The 15,238-nt window shown below is 57.8% G+C and carries 12 protein-coding genes; 6 read left to right on the top strand and 6 right to left on the bottom strand.

What is annotated here, in order from left to right; translation table 11 throughout:
* Nucleotides 1-21 precede the first annotated feature (21 nt).
* Both nagA and nagB read right to left on the bottom strand, forming a co-directional pair.
* Nucleotides 22-1,161, bottom strand: a complete 1,140-nt coding sequence (gene nagA, locus IMX17_RS12515; RefSeq protein ID WP_193549815.1) for an N-acetylglucosamine-6-phosphate deacetylase — start codon at nt 1,159-1,161, stop codon at nt 22-24.
* A gap of 18 nt (nt 1,162-1,179) precedes the next feature.
* Nucleotides 1,180-1,980, bottom strand: coding sequence for a glucosamine-6-phosphate deaminase (gene nagB / locus IMX17_RS12510; protein ID WP_004939952.1), 801 nt, complete (start codon nt 1,978-1,980; stop codon nt 1,180-1,182).
* A 334-nt stretch (nt 1,981-2,314) separates the two neighbouring features.
* Between nagB and nagE the strand changes: the two genes are divergently transcribed.
* The 5 genes from nagE to IMX17_RS12485 all read left to right on the top strand — a co-directional run bounded on the left by nagE (nt 2,315) and on the right by IMX17_RS12485 (nt 11,292).
* Complete coding sequence (gene nagE, locus IMX17_RS12505; RefSeq protein ID WP_193549814.1) at nt 2,315-4,363, top strand: N-acetylglucosamine-specific PTS transporter subunit IIBC; 2,049 nt, start codon at nt 2,315-2,317, stop codon at nt 4,361-4,363.
* Nucleotides 4,364-4,603: 240 nt separating this feature from the next.
* Nucleotides 4,604-6,268 carry a glutamine--tRNA ligase gene (gene glnS / locus IMX17_RS12500; protein ID WP_046896777.1) on the top strand — a complete coding sequence of 555 codons (1,665 nt, stop codon included), beginning with the start codon at nt 4,604-4,606 and terminating at the stop codon, nt 6,266-6,268.
* A 577-nt stretch (nt 6,269-6,845) separates the two neighbouring features.
* Nucleotides 6,846-8,249 (top strand): OprD family outer membrane porin, encoded by a 1,404-nt coding sequence (locus tag IMX17_RS12495; RefSeq protein WP_033642176.1) that lies wholly within the window; start codon nt 6,846-6,848, stop codon nt 8,247-8,249.
* A 45-nt stretch (nt 8,250-8,294) separates the two neighbouring features.
* Nucleotides 8,295-8,621 (top strand): ChiQ/YbfN family lipoprotein, encoded by a 327-nt coding sequence (gene chiQ / locus IMX17_RS12490; RefSeq protein WP_046686572.1) that lies wholly within the window; start codon nt 8,295-8,297, stop codon nt 8,619-8,621.
* A gap of 13 nt (nt 8,622-8,634) precedes the next feature.
* Nucleotides 8,635-11,292, top strand: a complete 2,658-nt coding sequence (locus IMX17_RS12485; RefSeq protein WP_182264975.1) for a beta-N-acetylhexosaminidase — start codon at nt 8,635-8,637, stop codon at nt 11,290-11,292.
* A gap of 249 nt (nt 11,293-11,541) precedes the next feature.
* On the opposite strand, the gene fur is transcribed toward IMX17_RS12485, so the two are convergent.
* The 4 genes from fur to ybfF form a co-directional block, all read right to left on the bottom strand.
* The gene (fur, locus tag IMX17_RS12480) at nt 11,542-11,988 is read right to left on the bottom strand and encodes a ferric iron uptake transcriptional regulator (RefSeq protein WP_019454058.1); all 447 of its coding nucleotides are present in this window, start codon (nt 11,986-11,988) and stop codon (nt 11,542-11,544) included.
* A 329-nt stretch (nt 11,989-12,317) separates the two neighbouring features.
* Nucleotides 12,318-12,857: a flavodoxin FldA gene (gene fldA, locus IMX17_RS12475; protein ID WP_004939938.1), complete on the bottom strand. Its 540-nt coding sequence runs from the start codon at nt 12,855-12,857 to the stop codon at nt 12,318-12,320.
* Between the two features lie 263 nt (nt 12,858-13,120).
* Nucleotides 13,121-13,408, bottom strand: coding sequence for a LexA regulated protein (gene ybfE / locus IMX17_RS12470; RefSeq protein ID WP_004939936.1), 288 nt, complete (start codon nt 13,406-13,408; stop codon nt 13,121-13,123).
* A gap of 256 nt (nt 13,409-13,664) precedes the next feature.
* Nucleotides 13,665-14,438: an esterase gene (gene ybfF / locus IMX17_RS12465; protein WP_080350162.1), complete on the bottom strand. Its 774-nt coding sequence runs from the start codon at nt 14,436-14,438 to the stop codon at nt 13,665-13,667.
* Nucleotides 14,439-14,662: 224 nt separating this feature from the next.
* Here ybfF and seqA point away from each other — a divergent pair, with 224 nt between their 5' ends.
* On the top strand, nt 14,663-15,205 hold the full coding sequence (gene seqA / locus IMX17_RS12460) for a replication initiation negative regulator SeqA (RefSeq protein ID WP_046896779.1): 543 nt from the start codon (nt 14,663-14,665) through the stop codon (nt 15,203-15,205).
* Nucleotides 15,206-15,238: the final 33 nt, after the last annotated feature.

Below are 15,238 nucleotides of genomic sequence, written 5' to 3'. Positions count from 1 at the left end.
TTTTACTCGCTGTTCATTGAATTAAACCTCGTTACCGTTAACGAGCGTTTTGGTGATCTTGAAATCACGGGTGAAGGCGGTCAGGTTAGCCACCTTGCCGGCTTCGAGGGTGCCCAGACGGTGATCGACGCCGATGGCGCGCGCCGGATACAGCGTCGCCATGCGCAGCGCTTCGTCCAGCGCGATGCCGATATGCTCGACGCTGTTTCGCACCGCTTCGATCATGGTCAGCGCGGAACCGCTCAGGGTGCCGTTCTCATCCACGCACAGCCCATCCCGATAGTATATTGTTTTACCGGCGAAAATAAATTGGTCAATATCTGCGCCCGCCGGCGCGGTGGCATCGGTGACCAGGACCAATTTATCACCTTTCAGGCGTTTGGCGTTACGGATACTCGCCCAGGCCACGTGATGGCCGTCGGCGATGATGCCGGTATAGACCTCCGGCGTATCGAAGATCGCCCCCATCAGCCCCGGTTCGCGGCCGGTGATATAAGGCATGGCGTTGTACAGGTGGGTGGCGAAGCTGATGCCGGCGGCGAAACCGGTGCGAGCCTGATCGTAGGTGGCGTTCGAGTGGCCGGCGGAGACCACGATGCCGGCCTCGGTCAACTGCTTGATAAAGTGCGGCTCAACCATTTCCGGCGCCAGCGTCACCTTGGTGATCACGTCGGCGTTGGCGCACAGGTAATCGATCATTTCCTGGGTTGGCTTGCGAATGAACGCCGGGTTGTGGGTGCCTTTTTTCACCGGGCTGAGGTATGGCCCTTCCAGGTGCAGGCCCAACGCCTGGTTTTGGTGCTTTTTCAGATAAGCGCGCATCACGTTGACGCTGTGCTTCATGAATTCGTCGCTGCTGGTGATCAGCGTCGGCAGATAGCTGGTGCAGCCGGATTTCTCGTTGGCGCGCTGCATGATCTCCAGCGTTTCTTCCGAGATCGCTTCCAGCGAATCGTTGAACTGTACGCCGCCGCAGCCGTTCAGCTGCACGTCGATAAGCCCGGGGGCCAGGATGGCGCCACCCAGGTCGCGCGTTTCGATGCCGGCGGGCAATTCAGCCGCCGGGCAGACTTTCTCGATCAGCCCATCAGCGATAATGACTGCATGGTCATCAAGTACGTCGTGGCCGGTATAGATTCGGCCGTGGGTTAAAGCGAACATCGTAGCCCCCTGCAAAGATTAAAGACTTTTAACGCTTTCCGCTTCTAACTCGCGGAAATATTTGACAGTTTTGACTTTCAGCTCCATGGTGGCCGGTTCGTCGCACACCACTACCGCTTTGGCGTGCAGCTGCAGACAGCTGATGGTCCACATGTGGTTGATATTGCCTTCCACTGCGGCTTCCAGCGCCTGCGCCTTGGCGTGGCCGGTGACCAGGATCATCACTTCTTCCGCGTCCAGCAGCGTGCCCACGCCGACGGTCAGCGCATATTTCGGCACCAGGCTGACATCGCCGCCGAAGAAGCGCGAGTTGGCGATGCGGGTGTCTTCGGTCAGCGTTTTGATGCGGGTGCGCGAAGCCAGGGACGAAGCCGGCTCGTTGAACGCGATATGGCCGTCGATGCCCACGCCGCCCATGAACAGGTTAATTTTGCCGTAAGACTTGATCTTCTCTTCGTACTGGCGGCACTCGGCGTCGACATCCGCGGCGTTGCCGTTCAGCAGGTTGATATTTTCGCGAGGGATATCAACGTGATCAAAGAAGTTGCGGTACATGAAGGTGTGATAGCTTTCCGGGTGTTCCTGCGGCAGGCCAACGTACTCGTCCATGTTGAAAGTCACAACATGCTTAAAGCTTACTTCACCTGCTTTGTGCATCGCAATCAGATGTTTGTAGGCTTCCAGCGGCGTGCCGCCGGTGGGCAGGCCGAGCACAAACGGGCGCTCTGCGGTTGGCTTGAATGCGTTGATGCGTTGAACGATATGACGCGCGGCCCATTTGCCGACTTGTGCGGTATCTTTCAGTGGGATAAGTCTCATCTAACACCTCTTGGGATAAGTAAACTAAAGCTATACTGTACGGGCCTGCGGGAGTCGTAAGCGTAACCCAGCTTTATGATTCTCGCGTGAATCGTCCGTCCGGTTGATTTTTTGAATGATAAAATAAGTTTTGTGTGATGGCCAGCAATCTGGGAGGTAAAGACTACTTTTTGGTGATATTTATCACAAAAAAGGAGGTTTTAATTTGCGATACAAAATAAATTTTTTACACTCGGCATGAGTGATACGTGCCAAGCGCTGTTTCTAAAAAGGTAGTGAGAGCTCCAAATAAACTACTAATAGGGTCCGTCCGCGGACAACATAGGGGGAAAAGGTGAACATTCTTAGTTATTTGCAAAAGGTGGGACGGGCGCTGATGGTGCCGGTCGCCACGCTGCCCGCCGCCGCCATCTTGATGGGCGTCGGGTACTGGATTGACCCTGTTGGTTGGGGCGGCGACAACGCGCTCGCCGCTTTCTTCATTAAATCCGGCTCCGCTATCATCGACAACATGTCGGTGCTGTTCGCTATCGGCGTGGCCTACGGCATGTCCAAAGACAAGGACGGCGCCGCCGCGTTGACCGGCTTCGTCGGCTTCCTGGTGCTGACCACCCTCTGTTCCCCGGCCGCCGTGTCGATGATTCAGAAGATCCCGCTGGATCAGGTGCCCGCCGCGTTCGGCAAGATCCAGAACCAGTTCGTCGGTATTCTGGTCGGCATCATCTCCGCCGAAGTGTACAACCGCTTCAGCGGCGTCGAGCTGCCCAAGGCGCTGTCGTTCTTCAGCGGCCGCCGTTTGGTGCCGATCCTCATTTCCTTCCTGATGATCCTGGTGGCTTTCATCCTGATGTACATTTGGCCGGTGATCTTCAACGGTCTGGTGAACTTCGGTGAACACATTCAGAAAATGGGCTCGGTCGGCGCGGGCATCTACGCCTTCTTCAACCGCCTGCTGATCCCGGTCGGTCTGCACCACGCGCTGAACTCGGTGTTCTGGTTCGACGTGGCCGGCATCAACGATATTCCTAACTTCCTTGGCGGCCAGCAGTCGATCGAAGCCGGTAAAGCGGTTGTCGGCATCACCGGCCGTTATCAGGCGGGCTTCTTCCCGATCATGATGTTCGGTCTGCCGGGGGCGGCGCTGGCCATTTACCACTGCGCGCGTCCTGAGAACAAAGCCAAAGTGGCGGGCATCATGCTGGCAGCCGCTTTCGCCGCCTTCTTTACCGGTATTACCGAACCGCTGGAATTCTCCTTCATGTTCGTGGCGCCGGTGCTGTACGTGATCCACGCTGTGCTGACCGGTATCTCGGTGTTCATCGCCGCCAGCATGCATTGGATCGCCGGTTTCGGCTTCAGCGCCGGCCTGGTGGATATGGTGCTGTCGTCTCGCAACCCGCTGGCGACCCACTGGTACATGCTGATCCCGCAAGGCCTGGTGTTCTTCGTCATCTACTACGTGGTGTTCCGCTTCACCATCAATAAATTCAACCTGATGACCCCGGGCCGCGAGCTGGCGGTTGCCGGTGACGAAACCGACGGCTACGACGTCAACGTCGACAGCAACGCCGGTAAAGACGAGAACGAAACCACCACCCTGGCTCGTCGTTACGTCGGTGCGATCGGCGGTTCCGACAACCTGACCGGCATCGACGCCTGCATCACCCGCCTGCGTTTGAATGTGAAAGACTCCGCGCTGGTGAACGACGCATTGGCGAAACGCCTCGGCGCGTCGGGCGTTATCCGCCTGAACAAGCAGAGCGTGCAAGTGATCGTCGGCACCCGTGCCGAACTTATCGCCAGCGCAATGCGCAACGTGATTGCGGCCGGCCCGGTAGCGGCAGCGGCGGCCCCGGCGGCGGCCCCGGCGGCGGCGCCTGCCGCGGAAGCCAAACCGCAGGCGGTGCCGAACGCGCCGAAAGCCGCGTTTGAAACGCTGCTGGCGCCGGTGACCGGCGAAGTGGTGGCGCTCGAACAGGTGCCGGATGAAGCTTTCGCCAGCAAGGCGGTAGGCGACGGCCTGGCGATTCGCCCGACCGACAAGATCGTGGTGGCGCCGGCTGACGGCACTGTGGTGAAAATCTTCAATACCAACCACGCATTCTGCCTGGAAACCGACAAGGGCGCCGAGATCGTGGTGCACATGGGGATCGACACCGTCGCGCTGGAAGGCCAGGGCTTCAAACGCCTGGTGGAAGAGGGCGCGGAAGTGAAAGCCGGTCAACCGATTCTGGAACTGGATCTGGATTACCTGAATGCCAATGCGCGTTCGATGATCAGCCCGGTGGTAGTCAGCAACTCTGACGAGTACGCCGGCCTGGCGGCGCTGGCCAGCGGCTCTGTGGTCGCCGGTCAGACCAAGCTGTACGAGATCCAGAAATAAGGCTGTTTTTACCTGAGTAGTGCCTGGGGCCGAACACGCATCATGGCGGCGTTTGCCCCGACTTGGCGGGAAGAGAGCGATCTCTTCCCGCTTTTTTTATCCCGTTTCGCCCCACGGCGGTGCGCTGCGCGCCGATGGTGCAACGCGCCGCATTTTTCATGAAACAAACGGTTGTTTCCAGACGTGGCTTGTTGGATCATAGGCGGTTATGTGTAGCGCTTTGCATTGAGGAACAGTGAAATGAGTGAGGCTGAAGCCCGCCCAACCAATTTTATCCGTCAGATCGTCGATGAAGATCTGGCGTCGGGGAAACACACGTCGGTACATACCCGTTTCCCGCCGGAGCCTAACGGCTATCTGCATATCGGCCACGCCAAGTCCATCTGCCTGAACTTCGGCATCGCCAAGGACTATCAGGGCCAGTGCAACCTGCGCTTCGATGACACCAACCCGGTGAAAGAAGACATCGAGTTCGTCGAGTCTATCAAGCACGACGTGGAGTGGCTGGGCTTTGAGTGGAGCGGCAACGTTCGTTACTCCTCAGACTATTTCGATCAGCTGCACCAGTATGCGGTGGAGCTGATCACCAAGGGCCTGGCTTACGTCGACGAACTGTCGCCGGAGCAGATCCGTGAATATCGCGGTACCCTGACTGCGCCGGGCAAAGACAGCCCGTACCGCGGCCGCAGCGTGGAAGAGAACCTGGCGCTGTTCGAGAAGATGCGCAACGGCGAGTTCGCCGAAGGAGCCGCCTGCCTGCGCGCCAAGATCGATATGGCTTCGCCGTTTATCGTGATGCGCGATCCGGTGCTGTACCGCATCAAGTTCGCCGAACACCACCAGACCGGCAACAAATGGTGCATCTACCCGATGTACGATTTCACCCACTGCATTTCCGATGCGCTGGAAGGGATCACCCATTCGCTGTGCACCCTGGAGTTCCAGGATAACCGCCGTCTGTATGACTGGGTGCTGGATAACATCACCATTCCTTGCCACCCGCGTCAGTACGAGTTTTCGCGTCTCAACCTCGAATACGCCATCATGTCGAAGCGCAAGCTGCACCAGCTGGTGGCCGAGAAGATCGTCGAAGGCTGGGATGACCCGCGCATGCCGACCGTCTCCGGTCTGCGCCGCCGCGGTTATACCGCCGCCTCGATCCGCGAGTTCTGCCTGCGCATCGGCGTAACCAAGCAAGACAACAACGTTGAAATGATGGCGCTGGAATCCTGCATTCGCGACGATCTGAACGAAAACGCGCCGCGCGCCATGGCGGTGCTCGATCCGGTGAAAATCGTTATCGAGAACATGGGCGACGCGGTGGAAATGGTCAGCATGCCTAACCACCCGAACAAGCCGGAAATGGGCAACCGCGATGTGCCGTTCAGCCGTGAGATCTATATCGATCGCGCCGACTTCCGCGAAGAAGCCAACAAGCAGTACAAGCGTCTGGTGTTGGGTAAGGAAGTGCGTCTGCGCAATGCGTACGTGATCAAGGCCGAGCGCGTCGAGAAGGACGAAGCGGGCGAGATCACCACCATCTTCTGCAGCTACGATGCGGAAACGCTGAGCAAAGATCCTACCGACGGCCGCAAGGTGAAGGGCGTGATCCACTGGGTGTCTGCGGCGCACGCGCTGCCGGCGGAAATTCGCCTGTACGATCGCCTGTTCAGCGTACCTAACCCGGGTGCGGCGGAGGACTTCCTCTCCACCATTAACCCGGAATCGCTGGTGATCAAGCACGGTTTCGTTGAGCCGAGTCTGGCGGCCGCACAGCCGGAGAAAGCCTATCAGTTCGAGCGTGAAGGCTACTTCTGCGCCGACAGCCATTACTCTTCGGCTGAGCACCTGGTGTTTAACCGCACCGTCGGTCTGCGTGACACCTGGGCGAAAATCGAAGGCTAATCTTAATCGCCTCGAAAATTAATGTATCAGCGCGGCTCAGGCCGCGCTTTTTTATGCCTGCGATTGAGCAAATCCTCTATTCCCGCCACGTTTTTCCGGGCTGCTTTTAATTAACTGCGGTGCGTTAATCAATAAGTTTTCTTATATTGGGCTTAGTAGTCTTAATCTTTTCTTATATATTCGTGATGCGAATTAATTTCATTTAGAGAGCGCTCTCAAATTTTATTTCCTGACTGACGCATTTAGTCAGGCTGAAACCATTAATCGTCTCTGGTTGACCTGGTATCTGTGTTTATTCTGATTTAATTGAATTTTTTATTCGACACCTTCCATGAATGTCAGCGTAACAAATTATCACCGATATGTGCTCTTTGTCATACTTTGACAAATCTTCCGCATTTTTCATTTGATAATTCGCGTCGCGAAAAATAGTCTGTCTGTAGCAATTAGTGCTGTGGGAATAACATCTCGTCGGCAATATTTTTTACCCGTTCGGGTTTTTTATTGGCAGTCGTGCAGGGCAGTGGTGAACACAGGCGGCTGCAACTTTTAAGTTAAGTCAAAGAGGAATTTCAATATGGGTACGCACGGTGCTCAGCGTAAAACGCTGGCGCTCGCAGTCGCGGGCGCGCTGTTGGGAACAGGGTTTGCCATGGCGCCTGAGGCGAAAGCCGCAGGGTTTATCGAGGATTCCACGCTGACCGGCGGCATTTATTACTGGCAACGTGAGCGCGACCGTAAAGATCTCAATCCGGACAGCAAGGATTACAATCAATACACCACCAACCTGTCCCACTCCACCGCCAACCTGAGCCTGGATTTCGCCTCGGGCTACGCCTGGGACATGTTCGGTCTGGATGTCGGCACTTTTACCGCCATCGAACTGGCTGAATCCAGCGCCAGCGGTCACCCGAACGAAATCGCATTCTCCTCGAAGAACCGTACCTACGACGAAGACTACTCCGGTGACAAAGGCGGTATCAGCCTGTACAAAGCCGCCGCCAAATTCAAATACGGCCCGGTCTGGGCGCGCGCCGGCTATATTCAGCCGAGCGGCCAAACCCTGCTGGCGCCGCACTGGAGCTTTATGCCGGGCACTTATCAGGGGGCTGAAGCCGGCGCCAAGTTCGACTACGGCGATGCCGGCGCGTTGAGCTTCTCCTACATGTGGGCCGACAAATACAAAGCGCCGTGGCATATCGAGATGGACGACTTCCGCCAGAACGACAAGAAAACCCGCGTCTCCTACCTGCACTCGCTGGGCGCCAAGTACGATTTCAAAAACGATCTGGTGCTGGAAGCCGCTTACGGCCAGGCCCAGGGGTACGTGAATCAGTACTTCACCAAGGCGTCTTACAAATTCGATCTGCTGGGCAACCCGCTGACCACCAGTTACCAGTTCTATGGCGCGGAAGACCGCATCAGCAACAAGAACGATCCGAACAGCATCTACGACGGCCTGGCCTGGCTGCAGGCCCTGACCTTCGGTTACACCACCGGCCAGTTCAACTGGCGTCTGGAAGGCACCATGGTCAAGGCGGAAGGCAATCAGGGCTTCTTCCTGCAACGTATGACCCCGACCTACGCCTCGTCAAACGGTCGCCTGGACGTGTGGTGGGATAACCGCTCCGACTTTAACGCCAACGGCGAGAAAGCGGTGTATGCCGGCGTGATGTATGACCTCAGCAACTGGAACCTGCCGGGCATGGCGGTCGGCGGCTCTTACGTTTACGCCTGGGACGCCAAGCCGAGCACCAACCCAATCTACGATCAGAGCCAGCGCCTGAAAGAGAGCGCCTGGAGTCTGGACGCGATGTACACCATCCAGGAAGGGCGAGCCAAGGGCACGCTGCTCAAGCTGCATTACACCCAGTATGACAATCACACCAACATTCCGAGCTGGGGCGGCGGTTACGGCAACATCTTCCAGGACGAGAAAGACGTCAAGTTCATGGTCATCGCGCCATTCACCATCTTCTGATGCGTTCCCCGGCCTCGCCGCCGGGGCAGTTAAGGGAATTCAACGATGAAAAAAATCATGCTGATGTTGGCGGCCGCTGCGGCCCTGAGCGCCTGTGCGCAACCCGCTGCGCCGCCGGAAGACGCCAGGTTGAAACAGGCTTACAGCGCCTGCATCAATACCGCGGAAGGCTCGCCGGAGCGTCTGCAGCCGTGCAAGGCGGTGCTTAACGTGCTGAAGCAAGAGAAACAGCACCAGCAGTTCGCCGCGCAGGAAACGGTGCGGGTGATGGATTATCAGAACTGCATTATGGCGGTTCACAGCGGTAACGGTCAGGCTTACGACGCCAAGTGCGGCAAGCTGTGGCAAGAAATTCGCGATAACAATAATTAAGAAGGACGAGAAGATGAACGCATTCAAACTGAGCGCACTGGCCGCCTTGACGGCAACGATGGGATTCCTGGGCGGCATGGGGAGCGCCATGGCCGATCAACAGCTGGTGGATCAGCTGAGCCAACTGAAGCTGAACGTGAAAATGCTGGATAACCGCGCCGGGGAAAACGGCGTGGATTGCGCGGCGCTGGGCGCCGACTGGGCCTCATGCAACCGGGTGTTGTTCACCCTGAGCAACGACGGGCAGGCGATCGACGGCAAAGACTGGATCATTTATTTCCACAGCCCGCGCCAGACTCTGCGGGTAGACAACGATCAGTTCAAGATCGCTCACCTCACCGGCGATCTGTACAAGCTGGAGCCCACCGCCAAGTTCAGCGGTTTCCCGGCCGGTAAGGCGGTGGAAATCCCGGTGGTCGCCGAATACTGGCAGCTGTTCAGAAACGACTTCCTGCCGCGCTGGTATGCTACGTCCGGCGACGCCAAGCCGAAAATGCTGGCGAATACCGACACCGAAAATCTGGATCAGTTTGTGGCGCCATTTACCGGCGATCAGTGGAAGCGCACCAAGGACGACAAAAATATTCTGATGACGCCGGCTTCGCGTTTTGTCAGCAACGCCGATCTGCAGACGCTGCCCGCCGGGGCGCTGCGCGGCCAGATCGTGCCGACGCCGATGCAGGTGAAAGTGCACGCGCAGGACGCCGATCTGCGCAAAGGGGTATCGCCGGATCTGAGCACGTTGGTCAAGCCGGCGGCGGAGGTCGTCAACCAGCGCTTCGCGCTGCTGGGTGTACCGGTTCAGGCCAACGGTTACCCGATCAAGACCGACATCCAGCCGGGCAAGTTTAAAGGTGCGATGGCGGTGCCGGGCGCTTATGAGCTGAAGATCGGCAAGAAAGAGGCGCGGGTGATCGGCTTCGATCAGGCCGGGGTGTTCTACGGGTTGCAGTCTATCCTGTCGTTAGTGCCGACCGACGGCAGCGGCAAGATCGCCACGCTCGACGCCAGCGATGCGCCGCGCTTCCAGTATCGCGGCATTTTCCTCGACGTGGCGCGTAACTTCCATAAGAAGGATGCGGTGCTGCGCCTGCTGGATCAGATGGCGGCTTACAAGCTCAACAAATTCCACTTCCACCTGAGCGATGACGAAGGTTGGCGCATCGAAATTCCCGGCTTGCCTGAGTTGACGGAAGTCGGCGGCCAGCGCTGCCACGATCTGAGCGAAACCACCTGCCTGCTGCCGCAGTACGGCCAGGGGCCGGATGTCTACGGCGGTTTCTTCACTCGTCAGGACTACATCGACATCATCAAATACGCCCAGGCGCGCCAGATTGAGGTGATCCCGGAGATCGACATGCCGGCGCACGCCCGCGCCGCGGTGGTCTCGATGGAAGCGCGCTACAAGAAACTGCATGCCGCCGGCAAAGAGCAGGAGGCCAACGAGTTCCGCCTGGTGGATCCGACCGATACCTCCAATACCACCTCGGTGCAGTTCTTTAACCGTCAGAGTTACCTGAACCCGTGCCTGGATTCCTCCCAGCGCTTTGTCGACAAGGTGATTGGCGAGATTGCCCAGATGCATAAAGAAGCCGGCCAGCCGATCAAGACCTGGCACTTCGGCGGCGACGAAGCGAAAAACATTCGTTTAGGCGCCGGCTACACCGACAAGGCGAAACCGGAACCGGGTAAAGGCATCATTGACCAGAGCAATGAAGACAAGCCGTGGGCCAAGTCGCAGGTGTGCCAGGTGATGATCAAAGAGGGCAAAGTGGCCGACATGGAGCATCTGCCGAGCTACTTCGGCCAAGAGGTCAGCAAGCTGGTGAAGGCGCACGGCATCGACAGAATGCAGGCCTGGCAAGACGGCCTGAAGGACGCCGAGAGTTCGAAGGCGTTCGCCACCTCGCGCGTGGGGGTCAACTTCTGGGACACCCTGTACTGGGGCGGTTTCGACAGCGTCAACGACTGGGCCAACAAAGGGTATGAAGTGGTGGTCTCCAACCCGGACTACGTCTATATGGACTTCCCTTACGAGGTGAACCCGGACGAGCGCGGTTATTACTGGGGCACCCGCTTCAGCGACGAGCGCAAGGTGTTCAGCTTCGCGCCGGACAACATGCCGCAGAACGCGGAAACCTCGGTTGACCGAGACGGCAACCACTTCAACGCCAAGAGCGACAAGCCGTGGCCGGGGGCATATGGACTTTCCGCTCAGCTGTGGAGCGAAACCCAGCGCACCGACCCGCAGATGGAATACATGATCTTCCCACGCGCGCTGTCGGTGGCGGAACGCGCCTGGCATCGCGCCGGTTGGGAGCAGGACTATCGCGCCGGCCGCGAATACAAAGGCGGGGAAACCCACTTTGTCGATACCAAGACGCTGGAGAAAGATTGGCTGCGCTTCGCCAATATTCTGGGCCAGCGTGAACTGGCCAAGCTGGACAAAGGCGGCGTCGCTTATCGTCTGCCGGTGCCGGGCGCTCGCGTGGCGGGCGGCAAGCTGGAGGCGAATATTGCGCTGCCGGGGTTGGGCATCGAGTATTCCACCGACGGCGGTAAGCAGTGGCAGCGCTATGATGCCAAGGCCAAACCTGCGGTCTCCGGCGAAGTACAGGTGCGCTCGGTCAGCCCGGACGGCAAACGCTACAGCCGCGCCGAGAAGGTCTAAGAAGGGCGGTGCGGCCCGCAGTTTTGGCGGCGGGCCGCATCATAACGAAGGGGGAATGCGTTCGCCCGCGCGTGTCGGCGCAGGGCGGACGTTGTAGTGAGAGTAGTACGTGGAGTCGCTGTGCCGCTGCAATTGTGGTATTTCATGACATGATTTTCCCCGGCTGGTCCGGGGATTTTTTTTCCCGTTGTACGGCGGGCATAAAAAAACCGCCTCAAGGTGAGGCGGTTTTTCATAGCCGGTCAGGGCTTATTTCTTGTCGTGCAGCGTTTCGTCTTCGCGACAGTCACCGGTTTCACAGTGGCCGTACAGGTACAGACTGTGGTTGGTGAGCTTGATGCCGTGCTGCTTGGCGATGTCACGCTGGCGCACTTCGATGGATTCGTCGCTGAATTCGATCACTTTGCCGCAATCCAGGCAAATCAGGTGATCGTGGTGATGCTGTTGGGTCAGCTCGAACACGGACTTGCCGCCTTCGAAATTGTGACGTGTCACAATGCCCGCATCGTCAAACTGGTTCAGTACGCGATAAACCGTCGCCAGCCCGATCTCTTCGCCCATATCAATCAGTTTTTTGTACAAATCTTCCGCACTGACGTGATGGCATTCCGGATTTTGCAGTACTTCCAGGATTTTGAGTCGCGGAAGCGTGACTTTTAAGCCGGCCTTCTTCAATGCGATGTTGTTGTCGGTCATGCGAATTCAGTCCTGTTACTATGCTAATCAAGTTGAGGCGTACTCGCCTGTGGCATCGGTCGGCACAAAGAGTTAATGCGTCTCATTATAGAACCGGTTGTACTAAATGGAAACCGCCGGTTGTTAACAAAGATATAATTGCACTATTGCATGTTTTGCATGCAACGCCTTGATGGATGGGATAAACCGATATCTCAGTCTACCGTGACGGGGTGGGAAGTTACAAATCTGTAGCTTCTATCGCAGCAATCCCTGTTGCCGATGACGGCCCTGTCGGCACACTATGCACTTTACAGGGCCTTTGTTCAACCTTTCGCCAGTCCCGGCGTTTAGCCGACGATATCGGCCAGGCTCAGCTCTTCGACGATCTGTTTGACCCAGGCGTCGACACGCTCGTTGGTCAGCTCCGGCTGACGGTCTTCGTCGATCGCCAGACCGATGAAGTGGTTGTCGTCCGCCAGGCCTTTGGAGGCTTCGAAGTGGTAGCCTTTGGTCGGCCAGTGGCCCACGATGGCCGCGCCGCGCGGTTCGATGATGTCGCGGATGGTGCCCATCGCGTCACAGAAATATTCCGCGTAGTCTTCCTGGTCGCCGCAGCCGAACAGCGCCACCAGTTTGCCGTTGAAATCGACTTCTTCCAGCGTCGGGAAGAAATCGTCCCAGTCACACTGCGCTTCACCGTAGTACCAGGTCGGGATACCCAGCAGCAGGATATCGAACCCTTCCAGGTCTTCTTTGCTGCTTTTAGCGATGTCGTGCACTTCAGAGACGTCGTCGCCAAACTGTTTCTGGAGAATTTTCTGGATCATTTTGGCAATGTTTTCGGTATTGCCAGTGTCGCTGCCAAAGAAAATGCCTACAGTAGCCATATCGCGTATAACCTTTAAATTCAAGTAATTGCATTACTCGATGCCAGCACTGCCGCCGCTGACGCCGATTAAAATGATGCCATGGCAAGAGCCGTTCGCCGCGGGGGGCGGGCGCCGACAGGCGCAGTCTCTTACCGGTAAATGCGTATCATGCCAGAAAGTGGCGCCGGGGTTTTATCGCATTTATGCGATGCCGGAGATGAAGAAAAGCGTGTCGATCCGGCGTTGTCCTTAACGCCGCGCCGCGCGTGCGGCCGAAGAGATCAATGTTCCGGCTGTTCTTCCGCCAGTTGCGCCAACAGCATCTGCTCGATGAGTTCGCTGCGGCTGATGTTGCGCTGTTCCGCCAGTTTGTTCAGGGCGTCCACCGCATCCGCGTTGATTTTCAGCTCTACGCGCCGCAATCCACGCACTTTATCGCGCCGTAACTGATTGCGCTTATTGATTCTAAGCTGTTCATCGCGGGAAAGCGGGTTGGTTTTCGGGCGCCCCGGACGGCGTTCATCTGCGAACAGATCCAGCGTCGTGCGATCCGTTTGTTCTTTTGCCATAGGTAGCGGTACTGCAAGGGAGTTTGCATCAAAAAGCGCTCGCACGCTTCCGGAGGCATCGGTTAACACACTTCGGGCCAATAAACCCTAACCCAAATTCACCCCCGACCCGGCGTTCGCGAACGCGCTGGCGCGGCGGCAAAATTATAGCGCGCCATATTACCCCAGCAGATGGAGCGGCGACAATGCCTAACTGCGGGCTAAACGCGCTAAGCCGTTATCTTTAGCGCGTTTTTTCGCCAGGTGAGCGTATTTTTCAGGCTTCGTCGAGGAAACGGTGGATGGCGCGCAGCACCGCCTCCGGTTTTTCGGCGTGCACCCAATGGCCGGTGCCGGCAACGACGTGCGCGCGGGCCTGCGGGAACTGGCGGGCGATGTCCGCACGGTAGCTGTCCTGCACGTACGGCGACAGGCCGCCGCGAATGAACAGGGTCGGGTGCGGCCAGGCCGGCACGTCCTGCCAGCCGGTGATGTCATCATAGCGTTCAATCAGCACCGACAGGTTGAAGCGCCATTCGCCGTTATGGAAGGATTTCAGCAGGAACTGGATGACGCCTTCTTCCTGCAGGTAATCACGCATCAGTTGGGCGGCGGCCTGGCGCTGGGTGATGCCGGCGGCGCTGACGGCCTTCAGGGCGGCGAAAATCTCGTCGTGACGTCGGGTCTGGTAATTCACCGGCGCGACGTCGATGACGATCAGCTTGGCGACGCGCTCGGGCGCGATGGCGGTCAGCGCCATCGCCGCTTTGCCGCCCATCGAATGGCCGATGACGATCGCTTTCTCAAGCCGCAGTTCGTCGAGGAGCTCCAGCAGATCCTGCGCCATCGCGGGGTAGTTCATCTCGTCGGCGCGCGGGGAGAGGCCGTGGTTGCGCAGATCGACCTTAATTACGCTGTGACGCTGATGCAGATCGCGCGCCAGCACGCCCAGGTTGTCCAGATTGCCGAACAGCCCGTGGATCAGCAGCACCGGCAGCGCGTCTGACTCGGCGGCCAGCAGTTGATAATGTAATTTCATGGCGAAGTTCATACTGAGAGAGATTCAGATTAGGGTATCATGATTGAATCGCACGATGAATCATGCGGAATTTTCGCGGCGCGGGCTTGGCAGTGCCGGCTATAGGTATTAGTCTGCATTTGCCGTCCGGAGGCACATTGTTGTGTTCGCCCCAGCGCTTTTAACCTTATAATCCCATGGCTTGAATGCAGGATCTGGCTTCAGGTTCTAAGTAGAAAAAACAGTATTGGATAAAGATGAAAACTATTGAAGTCGACGAAGAGCTTTACCGTTATATTGCCAGCCACACGCAACACATCGGTGAAAGCGCGTCCGATATTTTACGCCGCATGTTGAAATTCACCGCCGGTCAGCCGGTGCGCGCGTTGCCTGCCGCCAGTGCGTCGCCGTCCGTCGAACCGGAAAAAGCGGCGCCGGTTCAGCGCCCGCGCGATCGCGTACGCGCCGTGCGTGAACTGCTGCTGTCGGATGAATACGCCGAGCAGAACAAAGCGGTCAACCGTTTCATGCTGGTGCTGTCCACGCTGTACACCCTCGATGCCGCCGGTTTTGCCGCCGCCACCGAGGCGTTGACCGGCCGTACCCGCACCTATTTCGCCGGCGATCAGCAGACCCTGCTGGCCAACGGCACGCATACCAAGCCGAAGCATGTGCCGGGCACCCCTTACTGGGTGATCACCAATACCAATACCGGCCGCAAACGCAGCATGATCGAACACATCATGCAGGCGATGCAGTTCCCGGCGGAACTGATCGAGAAAGTTTGCGGTACCGTCTAATTTAGCGAACAGCCCGTCATGATGGCCGTGCGC

The organism is Serratia sp. X3 (assembly GCF_014982455.1).
GTDB classification, from domain to species: domain Bacteria; phylum Pseudomonadota; class Gammaproteobacteria; order Enterobacterales; family Enterobacteriaceae; genus Serratia; species Serratia ureilytica.
The sequence above is the reverse complement of the archived record's forward strand: the minus strand, read 5'-3'. Positions and strand labels throughout refer to the sequence as shown.

What these genes read in the sequence shown, in the direction of transcription:
- nagA (WP_193549815.1), bottom strand. Translation starts at nt 1,161, where the DNA reads ATGTTCGCTTTAACCCACGGCCGAATCTATACCGGCCACGACGTACTT.
- nagB (WP_004939952.1), bottom strand. Translation starts at nt 1,980, where the DNA reads ATGAGACTTATCCCACTGAAAGATACCGCACAAGTCGGCAAATGGGCC.
- glnS (WP_046896777.1), top strand. Translation starts at nt 4,604, where the DNA reads ATGAGTGAGGCTGAAGCCCGCCCAACCAATTTTATCCGTCAGATCGTC.
- IMX17_RS12495 (WP_033642176.1), top strand. Translation starts at nt 6,846, where the DNA reads ATGGGTACGCACGGTGCTCAGCGTAAAACGCTGGCGCTCGCAGTCGCG.
- chiQ (WP_046686572.1), top strand. Translation starts at nt 8,295, where the DNA reads ATGAAAAAAATCATGCTGATGTTGGCGGCCGCTGCGGCCCTGAGCGCC.
- IMX17_RS12485 (WP_182264975.1), top strand. Translation starts at nt 8,635, where the DNA reads ATGAACGCATTCAAACTGAGCGCACTGGCCGCCTTGACGGCAACGATG.
- fur (WP_019454058.1), bottom strand. Translation starts at nt 11,988, where the DNA reads ATGACCGACAACAACATCGCATTGAAGAAGGCCGGCTTAAAAGTCACG.
- fldA (WP_004939938.1), bottom strand. Translation starts at nt 12,857, where the DNA reads ATGGCTACTGTAGGCATTTTCTTTGGCAGCGACACTGGCAATACCGAA.
- ybfE (WP_004939936.1), bottom strand. Translation starts at nt 13,408, where the DNA reads ATGGCAAAAGAACAAACGGATCGCACGACGCTGGATCTGTTCGCAGAT.
- ybfF (WP_080350162.1), bottom strand. Translation starts at nt 14,438, where the DNA reads ATGAACTTCGCCATGAAATTACATTATCAACTGCTGGCCGCCGAGTCA.
- seqA (WP_046896779.1), top strand. Translation starts at nt 14,663, where the DNA reads ATGAAAACTATTGAAGTCGACGAAGAGCTTTACCGTTATATTGCCAGC.